20 protein-coding genes are annotated in these 18847 nt (G+C 62.5%); 8 read left to right on the plus strand and 12 right to left on the minus strand.

Annotation, left to right across the window (positions count from 1 at the left end; translation table 11 throughout):
- Positions 1 to 29 precede the first annotated feature (29 nt).
- Positions 30 to 545, plus strand: coding sequence for a GNAT family N-acetyltransferase (locus tag ACNQP3_RS26170; protein WP_264316597.1), 516 nt, complete (start codon positions 30 to 32; stop codon positions 543 to 545).
- 68 nt (positions 546 to 613) lie between these two features.
- Here the strand turns inward: ACNQP3_RS26170 and ACNQP3_RS26175 are convergent, their stop codons facing one another.
- Together ACNQP3_RS26175 and cbpA are read right to left on the minus strand one after the other, a co-directional pair.
- Entirely contained in the window at positions 614 to 919 is a 306-nt protein-coding gene (locus ACNQP3_RS26175; protein WP_012274420.1) for a chaperone modulator CbpM, read from the minus strand.
- Between the two features lie 2 nt (positions 920 to 921).
- Entirely contained in the window at positions 922 to 1878 is a 957-nt protein-coding gene (gene cbpA / locus ACNQP3_RS26180; protein ID WP_012274421.1) for a curved DNA-binding protein, read from the minus strand.
- Positions 1879 to 2042: 164 nt separating this feature from the next.
- Here cbpA and ACNQP3_RS26185 point away from each other — a divergent pair, with 164 nt between their 5' ends.
- Positions 2043 to 3314, plus strand: coding sequence for an Hsp70 family protein (locus tag ACNQP3_RS26185; protein ID WP_012274422.1), 1272 nt, complete (start codon positions 2043 to 2045; stop codon positions 3312 to 3314).
- 36 nt (positions 3315 to 3350) lie between these two features.
- Here the strand turns inward: ACNQP3_RS26185 and ACNQP3_RS26190 are convergent, their stop codons facing one another.
- From ACNQP3_RS26190 to ACNQP3_RS26200, 3 genes are all read right to left on the minus strand, one after another.
- The gene (locus ACNQP3_RS26190) at positions 3351 to 4358 is read right to left on the minus strand and encodes an AI-2E family transporter (RefSeq protein ID WP_012274423.1); all 1008 of its coding nucleotides are present in this window, start codon (positions 4356 to 4358) and stop codon (positions 3351 to 3353) included.
- A gap of 70 nt (positions 4359 to 4428) precedes the next feature.
- Entirely contained in the window at positions 4429 to 4716 is a 288-nt protein-coding gene (locus ACNQP3_RS26195; RefSeq protein ID WP_012274424.1) for a PsiF family protein, read from the minus strand.
- A 63-nt stretch (positions 4717 to 4779) separates the two neighbouring features.
- The gene (locus ACNQP3_RS26200) at positions 4780 to 5568 is read right to left on the minus strand and encodes an AraC family transcriptional regulator (protein WP_060514279.1); all 789 of its coding nucleotides are present in this window, start codon (positions 5566 to 5568) and stop codon (positions 4780 to 4782) included.
- A gap of 162 nt (positions 5569 to 5730) precedes the next feature.
- Here ACNQP3_RS26200 and ACNQP3_RS26205 point away from each other — a divergent pair, with 162 nt between their 5' ends.
- Positions 5731 to 6603 carry a DMT family transporter gene (locus ACNQP3_RS26205; protein WP_012274426.1) on the plus strand — a complete coding sequence of 291 codons (873 nt, stop codon included), beginning with the start codon at positions 5731 to 5733 and terminating at the stop codon, positions 6601 to 6603.
- Here ACNQP3_RS26205 and ACNQP3_RS26210 read toward each other — a convergent pair.
- Positions 6600 to 7490 (minus strand): esterase/lipase family protein, encoded by an 891-nt coding sequence (locus ACNQP3_RS26210; protein ID WP_264316598.1) that lies wholly within the window; start codon positions 7488 to 7490, stop codon positions 6600 to 6602. The genes ACNQP3_RS26205 and ACNQP3_RS26210 overlap by 4 nt on opposite strands.
- Positions 7491 to 7612: 122 nt before the next feature.
- Here ACNQP3_RS26210 and osmE point away from each other — a divergent pair, with 122 nt between their 5' ends.
- Complete coding sequence (gene osmE / locus ACNQP3_RS26215) at positions 7613 to 7954, plus strand: osmotically-inducible lipoprotein OsmE (protein WP_004576961.1); 342 nt, start codon at positions 7613 to 7615, stop codon at positions 7952 to 7954.
- 36 nt (positions 7955 to 7990) lie between these two features.
- Complete coding sequence (locus tag ACNQP3_RS26220; protein ID WP_012274428.1) at positions 7991 to 8521, plus strand: ferritin-like domain-containing protein; 531 nt, start codon at positions 7991 to 7993, stop codon at positions 8519 to 8521.
- A gap of 111 nt (positions 8522 to 8632) precedes the next feature.
- On the opposite strand, the gene ACNQP3_RS26225 is transcribed toward ACNQP3_RS26220, so the two are convergent.
- The gene (locus ACNQP3_RS26225) at positions 8633 to 10699 is read right to left on the minus strand and encodes an AsmA family protein (RefSeq protein ID WP_012274429.1); all 2067 of its coding nucleotides are present in this window, start codon (positions 10697 to 10699) and stop codon (positions 8633 to 8635) included.
- A gap of 341 nt (positions 10700 to 11040) precedes the next feature.
- On the opposite strand from ACNQP3_RS26225, the gene ACNQP3_RS26230 reads away from it, so the two are divergent.
- The 3 genes from ACNQP3_RS26230 to ACNQP3_RS26240 all read left to right on the plus strand — a co-directional run bounded on the left by ACNQP3_RS26230 (position 11041) and on the right by ACNQP3_RS26240 (position 13437).
- Complete coding sequence (locus tag ACNQP3_RS26230) at positions 11041 to 11538, plus strand: hypothetical protein (protein WP_012274430.1); 498 nt, start codon at positions 11041 to 11043, stop codon at positions 11536 to 11538.
- A 122-nt stretch (positions 11539 to 11660) separates the two neighbouring features.
- Positions 11661 to 12296 (plus strand): TetR family transcriptional regulator, encoded by a 636-nt coding sequence (locus ACNQP3_RS26235; protein ID WP_012274431.1) that lies wholly within the window; start codon positions 11661 to 11663, stop codon positions 12294 to 12296.
- Positions 12297 to 12339: 43 nt separating this feature from the next.
- Positions 12340 to 13437, plus strand: coding sequence for an AGE family epimerase/isomerase (locus tag ACNQP3_RS26240; protein WP_041166604.1), 1098 nt, complete (start codon positions 12340 to 12342; stop codon positions 13435 to 13437).
- A 127-nt stretch (positions 13438 to 13564) separates the two neighbouring features.
- Here ACNQP3_RS26240 and ACNQP3_RS26245 read toward each other — a convergent pair whose 3' ends face one another.
- From ACNQP3_RS26245 to ACNQP3_RS26265, 5 genes are all read right to left on the minus strand, one after another.
- Entirely contained in the window at positions 13565 to 14332 is a 768-nt protein-coding gene (locus ACNQP3_RS26245; protein WP_012274433.1) for an SDR family oxidoreductase, read from the minus strand.
- A gap of 594 nt (positions 14333 to 14926) precedes the next feature.
- Entirely contained in the window at positions 14927 to 15643 is a 717-nt protein-coding gene (locus ACNQP3_RS26250; protein WP_004576969.1) for an ABC transporter ATP-binding protein, read from the minus strand.
- Positions 15640 to 16515, minus strand: coding sequence for an ATP-binding cassette domain-containing protein (locus ACNQP3_RS26255; protein ID WP_010955466.1), 876 nt, complete (start codon positions 16513 to 16515; stop codon positions 15640 to 15642). The genes ACNQP3_RS26250 and ACNQP3_RS26255 overlap by 4 nt, the downstream gene beginning before the upstream one ends.
- Positions 16512 to 17813 carry a high-affinity branched-chain amino acid ABC transporter permease LivM gene (gene livM / locus ACNQP3_RS26260; protein WP_264316599.1) on the minus strand — a complete coding sequence of 434 codons (1302 nt, stop codon included), beginning with the start codon at positions 17811 to 17813 and terminating at the stop codon, positions 16512 to 16514. Before livM ends, ACNQP3_RS26255 begins: the two co-directional genes overlap by 4 nt.
- Before the next feature lie 5 nt (positions 17814 to 17818).
- On the minus strand, positions 17819 to 18733 hold the full coding sequence (locus ACNQP3_RS26265; protein ID WP_012274436.1) for an ABC transporter permease subunit: 915 nt from the start codon (positions 18731 to 18733) through the stop codon (positions 17819 to 17821).
- Positions 18734 to 18847 lie beyond the last annotated feature (114 nt).

The raw sequence follows: 18847 nt of genomic DNA on the forward strand, positions 1-18847 counted from the left end.
TGCATTCAACGACCCTGCGAGACGCTGTCATGAGTTACGAAATCCGCGATGCCCTGCCCACCGACGTGCCCGGCATCCTCGACATCTACAACGACGCCGTGCGCAACACCACGGCGATCTGGAACGAAACGCCGGTAGACCTGGCCAACCGCCAGGCCTGGTTCGAAGCGCGGGCGCAGCAGGGTTATCCGATCCTGGTCGCGGTAGATGAGACAGGCGTGCTGGGCTATGCCTCGTTTGGCGACTGGCGGCCGTTCGAGGGCTTTCGCCTGACCGTGGAGCACTCGGTGTATATCCGGGGTGACCAGCGCGGAAAAGGGCTGGGACCGGTGTTGATGGCAGCGCTGGTCGAGCGTGCGCGTGGTTGCGGCAAACATGTGATGGTGGCGGCCATCGAGAGTGGCAATGCGGCCTCGGTGCGCCTGCATGAGCGACTGGGCTTCGTGGAGACCGGGCAAATGCCGCAAGTGGGGGTGAAGTTTGGCCGCTGGCTGGATTTGACCTTCATGCAACTGGTGTTGAACCCAGGGGCCGAACCAACCTGAAATACGGCCCATTGTGGGAACGGCCTTGCGCGACGCAAGGCCGCTCCCACAGGCGCCAGCATGATCGCCTACATCTGGGTAAACCTGCCCAGCCGCTGGCGCAGCATGCTGTTCTCGCTGCGCAACTGCTGCACTTCCTGCAACAGCTCCAGCGCCAGCGCCACCCCTTCCCACTCCAGTTCCAGCTCCTGGTGCAGCTTGGCCGCACGCCTGGTCAGCAGCGGCGCCTGATCGTCGAACAACCAGTCCTCCGGCGTTCGCCCGGAAGGTTCGACAATGCCGTGCTCGACGATTTCGATCACGCAGTCCGCCGTGACATCGGCTTCCTGACACAGGGTACGCATGTCCAATTGAACGATCAGGGTGCTGCTCATGATCACTTACTCCATTGTGCCCTCGGGTTGAACGCGGCCTTTTCGGAAAGCTTGGCCCACAGTTCACGGGTAGACTCGTCAGACGTGGTCGGCATCACCACTTTGAGCTGCGCGTAAAGGTTGCCGCGCTCGCCCTGCTTGTTCGCCAGGCCCTTGCCGGGTACGCGCAGGCGCTGCCCGCTCTGGCTGTCCGGGCGGATGGTCAGGTTGATCTTGCCCTCCAGGGTCGGTACCGCCACCTTGGCGCCCAGGGCAGCCTCCCACGGTGCCAAGGGCACGGTGATGATCAGGTCATGGCCTTCGACATCGAACAGTGGGTGCGGCGCCATGCGAAGGGTCAGGAACAAGTCGCCATTGGCCCCGCCACCGCTGCCCGGTGCGCCCTGGCCCTTGAGGCGAATGCGCTCGCCGTCGGTCACCCCGGCCGGAATCTTCACGTTCAGGGTCTTGGTGGTAAAGCCGGTGCGCTGGCCCATGGCATTGGTTTGCGGCACCTGGAAGCTGATCTGCTTGGACTCCTTGCTCAGGGTTTCTTCAAGGAACACTGCCAGTTCAAGCTCCACGTCCTGCCCCCGCCTGCCTGCACTGCGTTGCTGCTGCCGAGCGCCACCGAAGGGGTTGCCGCCCCCGCGCCCACCGAAGATCGAGCTGAAGAAGTCGGAGAAATCGCCGCCTTCGAAGCCACCGCCACCGCCACGGTTTTCCCAGCCCGGTGGCGCCTGGAACGGCCGGCCATGCTGGCCGCCGTACTTGCGAATTTCATCGAACTCGGCACGTTTCTGCGCGTCGCCCAGCACTTCGTAGGCCTCGTTGGCCTCTTTGAACTTGTCCTCGGCGTCGCGCTCCTTGCTGACATCGGGGTGATACTTGCGCGCCAGCTTACGGTACGCGGCCTTGATCGCCTTGTCGTCCGCCGTGGGCTCTACGCCGAGTATCTTGTAATAGTCTTTGAAGTCCATCTGTGGATCACCAATGTGAATGTGCGTGTTGCAACAGAAGATAGGGGTCAAGCATAGCCTTTCAAGACCGCCTTGGGTTTGCCCCATGGCAGACGACTGGTCTTGATTCTGTAGCCAAGTGGCATAAACTGCGCGGCCGTTTTCGCTCCGGAAGCTGATTTCCCATGTCTGACGTATCCCCGGCCCGCGCCCTGGGCATCGATTTTGGCACCTCCAACTCCACGGTCGGCTGGCACCGCCCTGGCGTGGAGTCGCTGATTGCCCTGGAAGACGGCAAGATCACCTTGCCCTCGGTGGTGTTCTTCAATATCGAAGAGCGGCGCCCGGTGTATGGCCGCCTGGCGCTGCACGAGTACCTGGAAGGCTACGAAGGCCGCCTGATGCGCTCGCTGAAAAGCCTGCTGGGCTCGAAGCTGATCAAGCACGACACCAGCGTGCTGGGCAGCGCCCTGCCGTTCAAGGACCTGCTGGGCATGTTCATCGGCGAGCTGAAAAAACGTGCCGAAGCCGCTGCGGGCCGTGAATTCGACCAGGTGGTGCTGGGCCGCCCGGTGTTCTTCGTCGACGAAGACCCGGCCGCCGACCAGGAAGCAGAAGATACCCTTGCCGAAGTAGCGCGCAAGATCGGCTTCAAGGACGTCTCGTTCCAGTACGAGCCGATTGCCGCAGCCTTCGACTACGAGTCGAGCATCAGCCGCGAAGAGCTGGTGCTGATCGTCGACATCGGCGGTGGTACTTCGGACTTCACCCTGATCCGTCTGTCGCCCGAGCGCCACTTGGTCGCCGAACGCCAGAGCGACATCCTCGCCACCGGCGGCGTGCACATCGGCGGTACCGACTTCGACAAACAGCTGAGCCTGCAGGGCGTGATGCCGCTGTTCGGCTACGGCAGCCGCATGAAGAGCGGCGCGCTGATGCCCACCAGCTACCACCTCAACCTGGCCACATGGCACACCATCAACGCCCTGTACTCGCAAAAGTCGCAGTTGGCGCTGGGCAGCATGCGCTACGACATCGAGGACAGCTTCGGTATCGACCGCCTGTTCAAACTGATCGAGCAACGCGCCGGGCACTGGCTGGCGATGGAAGTGGAAGCCAGCAAGATCGAACTGACCGAGCACGACAGCCGCCGCATCGACCTGCGCCGCGTCGAGCCCGAGCTGACGGCAGAACTGACACGTGCGCTGTTCGAAGAGGCCATCGACGGCCTGCTGGAGCGGGTGCGCGGTAGCGTGACCGAGCTGTTGGCCAAGGCTGGCGTGAGCGAAGGGCAGGTCGACACGGTGTTCTTCACCGGGGGTTCCAGCGGAATTCCGGCGCTGCGCAACAGCGTGTCGGCGATGCTGCCGAATGCGCGGCATGTGGAAGGCAACATCTTTGGCAGCATTGGTAGCGGCCTGGCCATCGAGGCCCGCAAGCGTTACGGCGCAGCCTGAGCCATCTTGGGGCTGCTTTGCAGCCCCAGCACGCTGTCAGACCAGCTCCGCCCGCTTCAGCTCACTCTTCAGGTAGGCATAGTAGATCGGCCCTGCCACCACCCCAGGCAGCCCGAACGCCGCCTCGAACACCAGCATCGCCAACAGCAGTTCCCACGCCTTGGCACTGATCTGCCCGCCCACGATCCGCGCGTTGAGGAAATACTCGACCTTGTGGATGACGATCAGGTAACCCAGCGCCGCCGCCGCCACCCAGATCGACAGCGACAAGCCGACGATGGTGATCAGGGTGTTGGACATCAGGTTGCCGATCACCGGTAGCAGGCCCAACAGGAAGGTCAGCACGATCAGCGTCTTGGTCAACGGCAGGTGCACACCGAACAACGGCATCACCACCGCCAGGAAGATGCCGGTGAAGGCCGTGTTGAGCAGCGAAATCTTGATCTGCGCGAAGACGATGTTGCGAAACGCCTTCACCAGCAGATTGAGGCGCTCGAACAGCGCCGCCGCCAGGGGCTTGCGCCGGGAAACATCGGGAATGCGCTGCAAGGCGATGATGGCGCCGAGGATCATGCCGATCAGCAGCGTGACGAACATGTGCGCCATGCCCTTGCCCACCAATTGCAAATCGCTCAGGTGGCTCTTGATCCAGTCGCCGATGGCGACCTTGAACTCTGCGGCACTGGCGGGCAGGTAGCCTTCGATGAAGGGTGGCAGCTGGCCGCGGGCACGCTCGACCAAGGCCATGAACTTGTCCAGCGAGGCGCCGGGGTTCTCCGCCTCGTGCAGCAAAAAGCTGAAGGCACCGGCAATCAGCAGCGTCAGGGTGCTGACCACCAGCGTGCCGAGCAGGGCCACCGCCAGCCAGCGCGCGCGTTGCCCAGCCAACAGCGGCTGCAGGCGCGGGGTCAGCATGTTGACCAGTTCGAACACCAGCAGGCCGGCCAGCAGGCTGGGCAGCAACTTCAGGGGCAAAGCCAGCAGCAGCCCGGCCATGACGATGATCAGGCTGGCCAGGGTGATCTGACGGGGGGTAAAGGTCATACAGCCTCGACGGCAGACAGCGGGAATGCCCGCAGTCTGCCAGCCTTGGCGGCGCAGGCATAGGCGCAGGTCATTTCTTCTTCAGGCAGTCGCTCATGTAGGCTTTACGCTCGTCACCCTTCAGGGCTTTGGTGGTGGCGTCGGCGTTGCAGGTTTTCATCTTCTCTTGTTGGGTTTGCGGCACATCCTTCTTCAGGCAGGTGCTCATGAAGGCTTTGCGCTCATCGCCCTTCAGGGCCTTGGTGGTGGCGTCGGCATTGCAGGTTTTCATTTTTTCCTGCTGCGCGGTATTGGCCGCGAAGCCTTGGGCGCTGAACAACACAGCCAACGCCAGCAATGGAATGTGCAGCACTTTCATGGAGTGGTCTCCTTGGCTCCGCGCCCGATGCACGGGGGTCGAGCTGAGTGTAGCCAAGAATTCTCAGCGCCCCGCCCGCGCCTGCCGGCGGTATTGCTCGGGCGTGCATTGGGCCTGGCGCTGGAACATGGCGATGAACGCCGAAGCGCTGCTGTAGCCCAGGTCGAAGGCGATGGCCTGAATCGGCAGGCCAGCTTCCAGCGCTTCGATGGCGCGCAAAAAACGCAGGCGCAAGCGCCATTCGCCAAAACTGATGCCCAATTCGCGCAGAAACTGGCGGGCCAGGGTGCGTTCGCTGACATGCACTCGGGCAGCCCAGTCGGCCAACGGGCGGTTGTCGCCAGGCTCGGCGCTGAGCGCGTCGAGCACCTGGCGCAAGCCATCGCTGTGGGCAAACGGCAGGTAGCAGGCCTGGGTGGGTGCCAGCAGCAATTGATCGAGCAGAACCTGCACCAGGCGTTGGTCGCGCGGGTCTTCGGCCACCTTGAGGTCGCGGCGGGCGAAGTCGGCGAGGATGGCCTTGAGAATGTCACTGATCATCAAGCTGCACGGTTGCCGTGGCAGCGCGGCGCACAGGCTGCGGTCGAGGTAGATGGAGCGGTAGACGATGGCCTGCGGGTTGTAGCAACCATGCGCGGTGTCGGGCGGCACCCACACGGCGTAGCTTGGCGGTGACAGGAAGCGCTGGCCGGCAACGTCCAGATGCATCACGCCGTGAGCGGTGTAGTTCAGTTGACCCCAGGCGTGGCAGTGCACGGCGCTGTGGGTGTCGGCAACGAACTCATCGTGGCGGAAGTACACCGGGGCCGGGAGCTGGGTGAACTGAGGGATGTCCAGGTATTTGCGCGGCATGCTGTCTGCTTGGCAGGGTGGGTTGTCTGGATGGAAGTATAGGCTTTTAGACAGACAGTTGATAATGGCTGCCATCGGGGCCTGCTGCGCAGGCCTTGTGTCGCAAAAGGGGCGCACAGCGCTCCAAAAAATCATCGCGATACTTCAGAGAATCTCTGCAACATGAATTACCTGTTCCCCCTCACCGCCATCCTCATCTGGGCCGGTAACACCGTGGTCACCAAGATGTCCGCCGGCGCCATCCACCCCGCCGAGATCGGCTTTTATCGCTGGCTGCTGGCTGCCTTGCTGTTCACCCCGTTCCTGCTGCCCGCCGTGTGGCGCAACCGAGCGGCCATCCGCCCGCACCTGGGCAAGGTGTTCGTGCTCGGCGTACTGGGCATGGCGATGTACCAAAGCCTGGCCTACTTCGCCGCCGGCATCACCAGCGCCACCAACATGGGCATCATTCTCTCGCTGATGCCGCTGATGTCACTGGCACTGTCCATCGCCTGGCTGGGCCAGCGCCTGAGCTACGGCGCCCTGTTGGGTGCGCTGGTATCGTTCTTCGGGGTACTGGAGGTGGTCAGCGCCGGCCACCCCGCCAGCCTGCTGCAACAAGGGCTGAACAGCGGCGACCTGCTGATGCTGGTGGCTACCCTGGCCTATGCGCTGTACAGCTTCCTGCTGAAGAAATGGCAGCTCCGCCTGCCGCCGATGCAGTTGCTGTACCTGCAGGTGCTGGTGGCCATCGTCGTGTTGCTGCCGCTGTTCCTGCTGTCGGACAAAACCGGCCTGAACAGCCACAACATCGGCCTGGTGTTGTATGCCTGCGTGCTGGCTTCGATGATCGCGCCACGGGTGTGGATGCAGGCCGTGCACCGCCTAGGGCCAAGCCGCACCACGCTGTTCTTCAACCTGCTGCCGTTGGTCACTGCGCTGATCGCCGCCGGTGTGCTCGACGAGCAACTGGCCAGTTATCACCTGGTCGGCGGCTTGCTGACCCTGGCCGGCGTAGTGCTGGCCGAGCGCTGGACCACGCCGATCCGCCGCTAAAGCCCGGCGGCCTTGAGCCGGGCGGCATGTTCGGTAAACAGCCGCACGGGCTCGGCGCCCTTGCCCACAGCGCCGAGCGACTGGTTGACGATGTCCAGGTGATCGAGCGGGTAATCGTCGCCGATCACCTGCCCCAGGTGCGAACTGAAACGCCCGACCATACCGTCGCACTGGCCCTTTTCCTTGATGAAACTGCGCGCGAACAGGCGGCAGAAACGGTTGCTGCCGTCAAAACGGTTACGCCCCTGGTCGGTCAGGCCAGGCTGCAAGGTGCCCGACCAAGAGTAATAGCGCACGCCGTTGACCTCATGGGCCCCTTCCCCACCCCAGGTCTGCGGCAGGCCCTGTGGATAAGCCTGGTTGAACAGTGCCACCCCGGCACTGGTCAGCGACTGGTGCGAGGCATGCACATCCACCGGCAGCGGCTCGCGGCGCCAGCCCGTTTCCAGCCATACCAGCAAAACGGCAAAACCATGCAGCACGGCCTTGAGGATGCGCCCCTGGGGTGAATCGCCCGGTGCCGTACGCGCCAGGTGGTCGGCCAGTTCCGAGCCATGGTTGGGCCCGGCCACCGAGGTGACCGAAGCCACCCGCTCAGGCCGCTTGGCCGCGGCGTAGCGTGCACTCAGGGCGCCCTGGCTGTGGCCGATGAGGTTGACCTTGTCGGCGCCGGTGCGTTGGCAGATGTCTTCGATGATCGCCAGCAACTGCTCACCGCGCACCTCGCTGCAATGCAGCGGCGAAACCTGCACCGGAAATACCTGCGCCCCACCCTTGCGCAGGGCCGGCACGATGCCGAACCAGTAGGGGTAGAGCACCACCCGGACAAACCCGAGCATGCCCGGCACCAGCACCAACGGGTATCGCGTGGCCAATTCCTGTGGCATCACCCAGCCCCTTTGCGTGAACGACCGGCCAACACTACAGCGGCCATCATGGCCATCGCAATCGAACTCCCGGCGTGCGCTGTGGTTCCAAACCACACAGACCCTTTGCAAGGAGCGGGACCATGTACAAGCAGACCCTGGCAATCCTTCTGGCAAGCGCCACCCTGGCCGCCTGCGGCAGCCGCCCGGAAAACCCGGTGGACTACGTCACCTACCGCGACGAGCCGCTGGTCAAGCAGGTAGAGAACGGTATGACCATGCAGAAGGTCATCGCCATTGGCGGCAGCCCGTCGAACGTGATCGACCTGCCGCACGGGGGCACCTGCAACGACTACATCCTCAACCGCGATGGCAAACAGCAGCCCTACTACGTGCGCTTCGACGCCACCGGCCATGTCGACGCCAAAGGTTTCAAAACCTGCAAGCAACGCCAGGAAGACAGCGACGCCTTGCATGGCGCATAAGCCAATGCCCAAACCTGACCCCTGCTGGAGATAACCATGAGCAACGTTGAACTCACCGATGTGAAAACCCTGCGCGAACGTGCCCGCCAGCATGTAGAGCAAGGCGCCGTGACCGAGGGCTATCATGCCGATCGCAAAGAGATCCTGCGCCTGCTGAACGAGTCGCTGGCCACCGAGCTGGTCTGCGTACTGCGCTACAAGCGCCACTACTTCATGGCCAGCGGCATCAAGGCCAGCGTGGCAGCCGAGGAGTTTCTGGAGCATGCCACCCAGGAAGCCGAACACGCCGACAAGCTGGCCGAGCGCATCGTGCAGCTGGGCGGCGAGCCAGACTTCAACCCCGATAACCTGACCAAGAATTCGCATGCCCAGTACGTGGCAGGCAATTCGTTGAAAGAGATGGTGCTGGAAGACCTGGTGGCGGAGCGGATTGCCATTGATAGCTACCGCGAGATCATTCAGTACATTGGCGATAAAGACCCGACTACGCGGCGCATCTTCGAAGACATTCTGGCGCAGGAAGAAGAGCACGCGGACGACATGTCCGACCTGTTGCAAGGGTTGTAATCGTTAGGGGCTGCTGTGCAGCCCATCGCGACACAAGGCCGCTCCTACAAGGGATCGCGTACCCCTGTAGGAGCGGCCTTGTGTCGCGATGGGCCGCACAGCGGCCCCCTGCTATTTCCGCCCTTTCACCGCCGCCGGTGCCTTGCCCGCTTTCATCTGCTGCAACAACGGCGTGCACTGGTTTGGATCATCCCCGCTGCTGGGCGCAATCAGTGCCAGCAACCCTGCCGCCGGCCCGGCCACCACACCCAGCGCCACCATTCCCGCGCCGCGCAACGCCAGCGGCAGCGCCTGCACACCGGCACTCGGTTTGGCAAACGGTCCACGCACGTACAACGGCGAGCGCAGCGAGAACAACCGCAGCCCTTTCGACTCCGGGGTGATCTTCAAGTCCAACTGCTCGGAGGCAAAATTGGCGGTGCCGTTGATGTAGATGATCGCGTTCTCGGTATCGAAGATGAACAGCCGCGTAGTCGCCAGGCCATCCTTGATACCCACATCGGCTGCCGCGCAGTTGATCTTCACGTCCTCATCACCGAACAGCTTGCCGACCACATAGTTACCCACGTTCAAACCGGCAATCTCCATCAGGCTGCGGCTGATGGCGCCATCGTTGATCAGCATGCGCAGGTCGCCATTGGCCGTACCCAGCAAGGCTGCCACCGAGTTGCCACGGCCCGTGATGTCGGCATCGCCGTTCAATTCGCCAAAGCTGGTCTGCATCGGCGCAAACGTGGGGAACAGTTGCTTGAGCTTGAAACCCCGTGCCGTCAACTGTGCCCGGCCCTGCAAGGGCACGCTGCGCCCGTCAAGGCGGATATTGGAGGCCAGGCTGCCACCGGCCACGCCAAAACGCAGGGGCTCCAGGCGCAGCAGGCCGTCATCGAGTATCACGTGGGCCGACAGGTCATTGAACGGCAGTTGCGTGCTGTGCACGATGCGCTTGCCAGCAAAAGTGACGTCAGCATCCATCGCGCGCCAGCGCTCGGTGCGGAACTCTTCAACCGGTAGCACCTTGCCCGTCGGCTGCTTGCTGGCACCACCCCGGGCCTTCTGCTCGGCGTTGGAATCGGCGCCGATCAGCGGCGCCAGGTCTTTGAACAGTAACTGGTTCGATACCAGTTTGCCGGACAGTTTGGGCCGTGGCTGGCTGGCGACGAAGGCCAGGTCACCGTGAATATCGCTGTCGCCGATCTTGCCGTTGAAGCCCTGGTAATTGAACGACGCCCCTTGCGCCGCGTGCAGGTTGGCGCTGAGGCGGCCATCGGTGGAGTAGGCCGGCGTGTCCGGCAGGGTTACCCCGGTCAACGGGTAGAGGTTGCCCAGGCTGGCACCCGACAGGCGCAAGCGCAGGTCGAGGGCGCCGAGGTTGCGCGGGTCGGTCAGGGTGCCGGCTAGCACCACGTGGGTGTCGGCGATGCGCACATCGGCCTGCAGCGGGAACGGCTGGCTGGCGTCCTGCAGCGCCAGCAGGCCGCCGATCTTGCCAGTGCCGGACACTGGCTGGCCTTTGTAGCGGCCCTGGGCCTTGAGGCCGAAGGCATAGTCCTGTGCAGCGCCAGCCTTTTCGGCGCTGGCCTTGCCGACAATGTCGCTGAACGGGATTGGCTTGCCCAGCGGGTCGATCTGCACCTTCATGCTGGTTTTCAGTGTTTGGTCGTCGAAGCTGACGTTGCCCTGGTCGAAGCCGATGGCGCCAATATCCAACTGCCACTTTGAAGGTTCTGCGTTTTCATCCTTGGGGCCGAAGTCGAACACCCAGTTAGCGCGTCCATCGGCCAGGCGGGTGAGGTTGGCGGTAGGCTTGGTAAGGTTGATGCGGGGGATGCTGATCTGCTGGAACACCAGCGGTAGCGGCGCCAGGCGGAACTCCACGCGCGCCAGGCCGACCATATCAGGCTCCTTGAGCCACTCCGGGTTGCCCAAGGTCAGGTCCTCGGCAATGAAGTGTGGCCACGGCACCCAGGCACGCCAGCCACCCTCTTCGGGCTCGGTACGCCAATGCACAGCGAGGTTGCCATTGATTGCGAAAGGCCGGTGCAAGGCCTCGGAGACCTTCTCGTTGAGCAGCGGCTTGACGCGGTTCCAGTCGAAGGTGGCGATCACCACCACCAGGATTGCCAGCAGGGTGAACAGGCTGGTGAGGGTCCAGACGAGAATTCTGGCGGGACGCGTCATTGCGTGAATCTCCTTGCGGTATGACACAGAACAGGCACTTCAGTGGCACTCAATATCTCGGACTCATGAAAACCCATGGGGTTTTATCGATGGCGCCATGATAGCGAAGTTTTTCCTGGCCCTTTGCTCAGCAATTTATCGCGCCAGGCTGTACATGTTACCCAACGGAGGCACGGCCAGCGGTTTGCCTGCGCGCCTGAAAGGCGCTGGTTAGAGGCGTTGCGAACCTCTATCAATACGGTCGATTGTTACCATTACCCGTATGAACTTCTCTCTGGCGTTACGCGGCGTAGCATTGGCTTCGTACCCACTTTCCAGCCCCCGAGAGGAGCACCGAAATCATGAAACGCCACCTGCTGACCCTGACCCTGTCCCTTTTGGCCGCCAACGCTTTTGCCCTGCCGGCTTCCGAGCAACACCTGACCGCCGAATCGCGCTCCAGCGCTGCCGAAATCGCCCAGCCACTGAAAACCGTAGCTGAAGGTGGTTCCGATCGGTTGATCGAACGCAGTGGCCGCGTTGCCGAAGGTGGTTCCGATCGCCTGATCGAACGCAGTGGCCGCGTTGCCGAAGGTGGCTCGGATCGTCTGATCGAACGCAGTGGCCGCGTTGCCGAAGGTGGCTCGGATCGCCTGATCGAACGCAGTGGCCGCGTTGCCGAAGGTGGCTCGGATCGCCTGATCGAACGCAGTGGCCGCGTTGCCGAAGGTGGTTCCGATCGCCTGATCGAACGCAATGGCCGCGTCGCCGAAGGTGGCTCGGATCGCCTGATCGAACGCAATGGCCGCGTTGCCGAAGGTGGCTCGGATCGTCTGGTTGAACTCAGCCGTGTGAGCTGATCACCATGGCCGAAAAGAACAACCTCTGTCACAACGCTTGCTCCCCTCCAGGCCCGGTCCATTGACCGGGCTTTGTTTTTTTATCTAGAGTGCCCAGCCTTACCGTCACAGAAGCCCGCATCATGCTACCGCGCGCCGAACAGAAGCTTCAGACCCGCCAGGCCCTGCTCGATGCAGCCTGCCTGCTCATGGAGAGTGGCCGTGGTTTCGGCAGTGTCAGCCTGCGCGAAGTGGCGAAGACCGCTGGCATCGTACCGACCGGCTTCTACCGGCATTTTTCCGACATGGATGCCCTGGGCCTGGCCTTGGTGGCCGAAATCGACACCACCTTCCGCCAGACCATCCGCCTGGTGCGGCAAAACGAATTCGAACTGGGCGGCATCACCGACGCTTCGGTGCGCATCTTCCTCGACGTGGTAGCCGCCCACCGCGCGCAGTTCCTGTTCCTGGCCCGCGAACAGTACGGCGGTTCGCAGGCCGTGCGCCAGGCCATTGCCCGCCTGCGCCAGGACATAAGCGACGACCTAGCCACCGACCTTGCGCGCATGAAGCGCTGGCAGCACCTGGACAGCGCCGCGCTGGCGGTGATGGCCGACCTGGTGGTGAAGACCGTGTTCGCCACCCTGCCCGAACTTATCGACAGCCCGGAAGCGGGTTACCCACAGGCGCTGACGCCGCAGGAAAAGATCACCCAGCAGTTGCGCTTCATCTTCGTCGGGGCGCGGCATTGGCAGGGCTTGGGCAACCCTCAACCCTAGTTCTGCTAACATGGCGCCCTGCCCGACAGCGACGAGCGCCGACATGTCCGACCCCCGCCCCACCCTGCCCGAACTGGCCCGTTTCAACCAGCACTTCGCCGAACGCATCGTGCCAATGTGGCAAGGCCCAGGCTGGAACGCCGACATGGCCCTGCCCTACGAGGCGCTGGACGCCCAGCACCAACCCTTGCCGGTGCAGCGCTACCGGGCCATGGCCTGCGCACGCCAGCTGTACCTGTTCAGCAGCCGTATCGGGCAACCGGGCGCCGCCGAGCGCGCATCAGCCCTGTTCCGTTCGCTGCAAAAGCACTTCCACGATGCCGAGCACGGTGGCTGGTTCTACAGCATCGACGCCCAGGGCAAGCCGCTGGACCGGCGCAAAGACCTGTACACCCATGCCTTCATCGTGTTCGCCTGCGCGCACTACTGGGGCAAGGTGCGTGAAAGCCTGGTGGAATCCACCCTCAACGCCGCGCTCGACATCATCGACCAGCAGTTCGCCCGTGACGACGGCCTGTACGAAGCCAGCCTGGGCGAAGACTGGGCCGACCTGGGCAGCGGCCCACTGCAGAACCCGCAGATGCACTTGGCCGAGGCGTTTCTGCAGGTACTGGCAGTGCGTGACGATGAACATGTCCGCCAGTCACTGCTGCAACTGTGCGAGGCGCTTGAGGCGCACTTCATCGAACCGGCCCACGGCCTGATGCTGGAAAAGCCACGCGGGGCTGTGGATAACTGGTTCGAACCGGGGCACCAGTTCGAATGGTTCTACTTGCTGCACACCTCGCCGCTGCTACGTGACACGCCGCTTTATGCGTCCATCGACCGGGCTTTCGGCTTTGCCGAACAGTTCGGGGTGAACGATGCGGCGGTGTTGGCGATGCTGAATGTGGACGGTCAGGTGCTTGATGCCACCCAGCGCATCTGGGCACAGGCGGAATACCTGCGGGCGCTTGTGTTGCGCGCGGGGGGCGAGGCGAAGCTGTCGGGGCAGTTGCAGGCGCTGCAAACGCGGTTCCTGCGGGAAGCGGGCTGGTATGAGTGCCGCGATGGTGAGGGGGCGGTGAGTCGGCATGATATGCCCTCTACTACGCCCTATCATTTGGCGACCTGCCTGGAAGGGTTGCAGCGCCTGAACTGACGCATTCGCGGGTAAACCCGCTCCCACAGTGATCGCGCCAGCTTTTAGGTTTTGTGCAAGACCGGTGCTCCCACAAGGATTGCACAGTACCTGTGGGAGCGGGTTTACCCGCGAAAAGGCCCTTGGATCAGCCCTTGGCCGACCGGTCGATCGAGAAGCCTGCCCAGTCCTGACTCACCGGCATCAGCTCCAGGCTGTTGATGTTGATGTGCGCCGGCTGGTTAAGGATCCAGAAGATGGTCTCGGCAATGTCCTGCGGCTGGATCGGCTCGGCACCTGCGTAGGTGGCGTCGTACTTGGCCTGGTCACCGCCGAAACGCACCAGCGAGAACTCGCTCTCGCACAGGCCCGGCTCGATGTTGCTCACGCGCACGCCGGTGCCGCGCAGGTCGCAGCGCAGGCTCAACGAGAACTGGCCGACGAAGGCCTTGGTGCCACCGTAGACGTTGCTGCCCGGGTACGGGTAGTTGCCCGCCACGGAACCTACGTTGAGGATCGAAGCGCCGCGGCCATGGGCGATCAGCCGTGGCAGCAGCAGCCGGGTGGTGTACATCAGGCCCTTGATGTTGGTATCGACCATGGTTTCCCAGTCGTCCAGGCTACAGTTCTGCGCCGCATCCACACCCAATGCAAGGCCGGCGTTGTTGACCAGGCCGCGAATCTTTTCGAACCCGGCCGGCAGATTGGCGATGGCCTGCTCCATGGCCTTGCGGTCACGTACGTCGAGCACCAGGCCATGCACTTCGGTCTTTGCCGACAGCTCGGCGCACAGGGCGTCCAGGCGCTCCTTGCGGCGGCCAGTGAGCACCAGCTTCCAGCCAGCCTCAGCGAAGCGGCGGGCGGTGGCCTCACCGAAACCGGAAGTGGCACCAGTGATGAATACGGTGGACGTCATGCTCTGTTCCTCAAGGTAGGTTCTCATGGCAGCTTTGCAGCATGCCCTCGCCAAGCGCCGGCAGCAAGCCGTTCAAGGCACTGATCATTTTTTGTTCATATTCGGCAAACCCTTGTGGCAGAGGGCTCGCCGACAGGTATGCGCATGTTATCCACAAGGCTTTCCCCACGGATTGGGGGCAACTTTTCCACCGTGCGGAACCCATTCAGCGCTCCGTGGTCGGTGGATATCTTTCAGGTGATGGCGCAAGGCTTTCAAGCATGCCGCCTGCAGCGGTCTGTCCAAGGTTTTTGCACAGAGTTATGCACAGGTTCGGCGCTAATTCCGGGGTGCTTTCAGGGCTGTGGGAAACCTTGGAAAATCATCCACAACGGGGATGTGATCAAAAAATGATCGCATCGCTGCAGAGCCTGGTATCAGTGGGCTGGAGCGAGATGCCACCATGTTTTCCACAGGCGGTTCCACATTATCCGTGGACAAGATCAACTTTGTGGAAACAAGGGTTTGTGAGGGAGTATTGGTGTGTGTCGAGAGCAAGACGCGGCAAGTTGTCCACATTGAGAATGGGGCTGCCTTGCAGCCCCCGAATACAACTCAGTGCCCGCCAAGGTAGGCGTTACGCACCTCCTCGTTGACCAACAGCTCCTGCCCGGTACCGGTCATGCGAATCTGCCCGTTGACCATCACATACGCCCGGTCCGACAGTTTCAGCGCATGGTTGGCGTTCTGCTCCACCAGGAAGATGGTCATCCCGGTCTTGGCCAGCTCTCGCAAGGTCGAGAAGATCTGCTTGACCACGATCGGCGCCAGCCCCAGCGAGGGCTCGTCCAGCAACAACAACTTCGGCCGGCTCATCAGCGCCCGGGCAATCGCCAACATCTGCTGCTCGCCACCGGACATGGTCATGGCCCGCTGGTTACGCCGCTCCTTCAAGCGTGGGAACAACTCGTACATGCGCTGCATGTCTTCGTCGGCATGTTTGTCGCCGATGGGGATGGTACCCATCATCAGGTTTTCCTCGACGGTCATGTCAGGGAACACCCGGCGCCCTTCCGGCGACTGGGCAATACCGTTGGAGGCGATGTAGTGCGACGACTTGCGGGTAATGTCGGTGCCGCGATAGACGATATGCCCAGACGCTGCCCGCGGCTGGCCGAAAATCGACATCAGCAGGGTCGACTTACCGGCACCGTTGGCACCAATCAGGCTGACCGTCTCACCTTCGTTGATGTGCATCGAGACCTTTTTCAACGCCTGGATCGGCCCATAGAACACGTCCAGGTCCTTCAGCTCCAGAATGGGTGCACTCATACCAGTTCCTCTTCGTCTGCACCCAGGTAGGCGGCGATCACCGTCGGGTTGTGGCGGATGTCCTGCGGCGCGCCTTCGGCAATCACGTTGCCATGGTCCAGCACCACGATATGGTCGGAAATGCTCATGACCATGCCCATGTCATGCTCGATCAGCACCACGGTGATGTCGTGCTCGTCACGCAGTACGCGGATCATGCGGCTGAGGGCTTCGGTTTCCTGGGGGTTCAGGCCCGCCGCCGGTTCATCCAGGCAGATGATTTTCGGCCGTGTGCACATGGCTCGGGCAATTTCCAGGCGCCGCTGCTGGCCGTACGACAACTCGCCGGCCAGGCGGTTGGCGCAGTCGACCAGGTCGACCACTTCAAGCCAGTAGAACGCGTGGTCCAACGCATCGCTTTCGGCCTTGCGGTAGGCCTTGGTGTTGAGCACCCCGGCCAGCAGGTTGCGATTGACCCACATGTGCTGGGCCACCAGCAGGTTCTCCACCACCGACATTTCCTTGAACAGGCGAATGTTCTGGAAGGTGCGTGCCAGGCCCGCGCGGTTGACCAGGTGGGTGCCGCCGAACATCTTGTAGTACATGCGGTTGGCAAAGCGCGCAGGCGACACGAAATCGGCCGCCTGGAAGCGTTCGCCAAGCAGCTGGATGACGTTGGTGTGGCTGCCGCGCACGTTCAGCTCGATACGCCCGCCACTGGCCTTGTAGAAGCCGGTCAGGCAGTTGAATACCGTGGTCTTGCCGGCGCCGTTGGGGCCGATCAAGGCAAAGATCTGATTGCGCCGGACCTTGAGGCTGACGTCGCTGAGCGCCTTGATGCCACCGAACTGCATCATCAGGTTGTCGACCGAGAGAATGATATCGTCGCTCATGGCGCCACTCCTTTACGCGGGGTCACACCGGTACGGCTGATGCGGATCAGCCCACGCGGTCGCCAGATCATCATCAGCACCATCAACACGCCGAACAGCAACACCCGGTACTCGGAGAAGCTGCGCAGCAGCTCCGGCGCCACTGTAAGCACGAACGCCGCGATGACCACGCCCACGGTCGACCCCATGCCACCCAGTACGACGATGGCCAAGATCAGCGCCGACTCGAAGAAGGTGAATGACGACGGGTTGACGAAGCCCTGGTAGGTGGCGAAGAACACCCCGGCCAAGCCGGCGGTGGAGGCACCCAAGGTAAACGCCGAAAGCTTGACCAGCACGTGGTTCAAGCCCATCGAACGGCAGGCGATTTCGTCTTCGCGCAGCGCTTCCCAGGCCCGGCCGACCGGCATGCGAGTCAGGCGGTGCTTGATGTACAGCACGGCCAGCACAACCAGGAACAGCACGGCGTAGATGAACACGAACTTGAGGTTGACGTTGTACTCGAAGCCGAAGAACTCGTGGATCGGCACCCCGCCATCCTTGGCCCGGCGGCCGAACTCCAGGCCGAAGAAGGTTGGCGAAGGCGCCGGCATGCCGTTGGGGCCACCGGTGAACGACAGCCAGTTGTTCAGCACCAGGCGGATGATCTCGCCAAAGCCCAGGGTCACGATCGCCAGGTAGTCACCGTGCATTCGTAGCACCGGGAAACCAAGGATGCACCCCGCCAGCGCCGCAGCGATGGCCGCCAGCGGCAGCACGCTCCAGAAGCCCAGGCCGAGGTACTGGTAACCCAGCGCCAGGCCGTAGGCACCGATGGCGTAGAACGCCACGTAGCCCAGGTCGAGCAGGCCGGCCAAGCCGACCACGATGTTCAGGCCAAGGCCCAGCAGCACGTAGATCAGGCCGAGGATGACCACGGTCAGCAGGTACTTGTTGGCGAAGATCGGGAAGACGATGGCAATCACGATCAGTGCAGGGATGATGTAGCGCAGGCGCGACTTGTAGTCCGGGGCATTCACATGCACGCCCGAGCCACCGCTGTCGAAGCCCTGGAGCATGCGCTGCCCAGGGGCAGTCTGCAGGAACAGGCTGAGCAGGAAGCGCCCGACCATCACACCACCGACCAGCCACGCCACGCGGCGCGGCTCGGCATTGAAGGTGTAGCCGTCGAGCACCACGCCAACGACCGGGCCAAACACGATGAGTGCCAGCAGGCCAGCGACGAGGGTCTCCAGCAGGCTGCGTTTAATGTCGAAACCCTTGGTTTCGCTAACAGAGGCAGTTTTGGCAACGGACATGTTCATCACACCTTAGCCACGAGCGGGCGACCCAGCAGGCCTTGTGGGCGGAAGATAAGGATCATCACCAGCAGCGAGAAGCTGAACACATCCTTGTAGTCGGAGTTGATCAAGCCAGAGAACAGCGACTCGGAAATACCCAGGATGATGCCGCCGAGCATGGCGCCAGGCAGTGAGCCGATCCCCCCGAGCACCGCGGCGGTGAATGCCTTGATACCGATGATGAAGCCGGCATAGAAGTCGAACGTGCCGTAGTTCATGGTGATCAGCACGCCGGCCAGGGCGGCCATCACTGCACCGATGACGAACACGTAGGAGATTACCCGGTCGGTGTTGATGCCCAGGATCGAGGCCATCTTGCGGTCTTGCTGGGTGGCACGGCACATGCGGCCGAGCTTGGTGTACTTGATCACGTAGGTCAGCAGGCCCATGCCGACGAAGGCTGCCACCAGAATGAAGATCTTGGTATAGGTCAGTTGCACGAAGCCGGTGCCGACTTCGACACGCATGGCACCTTCCAGCAAGGTTGGCACGCCTTGCTGGCGGGCGCCCTGGCTGATCTGAGCGTAGTTCTGCAGGATCAGCGAAATGCCGATGGCACTGATCAGCGGCGCCAGACGGGTGGAGTTACGCAGGGGTTTGTAGGCGATGCGCTCGATGGTGAAGCCATAGACGCCCGTGACGACGACGGTGAACAACAGCGTGCCCAACATCAGTAGCGGGAACGACTCGACGCCGAAGTAAGCCAGCAATGCCAGGCTGATTGCCGCGAGGTACGCGGAAATCATATACACCTCGCCGTGCGCGAAGTTGATCATGCCGATGATGCCATAGACCATTGTGTAGCCGATGGCGATCAGGCCATAGACCGACCCGAGGGTCAGGCCGTTGACCAGTTGCTGCAGGAAAATACCATCCATAACGCAATCTCACCTGATTGAGATTGCACGAGCGCCGACCACGGCGCGGGCCACCTGAGCGGGGCCCTCGCAGCGCAGAACTGTGCAGATCTACGAATAAAGACTGGTACCGCG

Origin of the sequence: Pseudomonas sp. LFS074, from assembly GCF_047978165.1 — a bacterium.
GTDB classification, from domain to species: domain Bacteria; phylum Pseudomonadota; class Gammaproteobacteria; order Pseudomonadales; family Pseudomonadaceae; genus Aquipseudomonas; species Aquipseudomonas putida_P.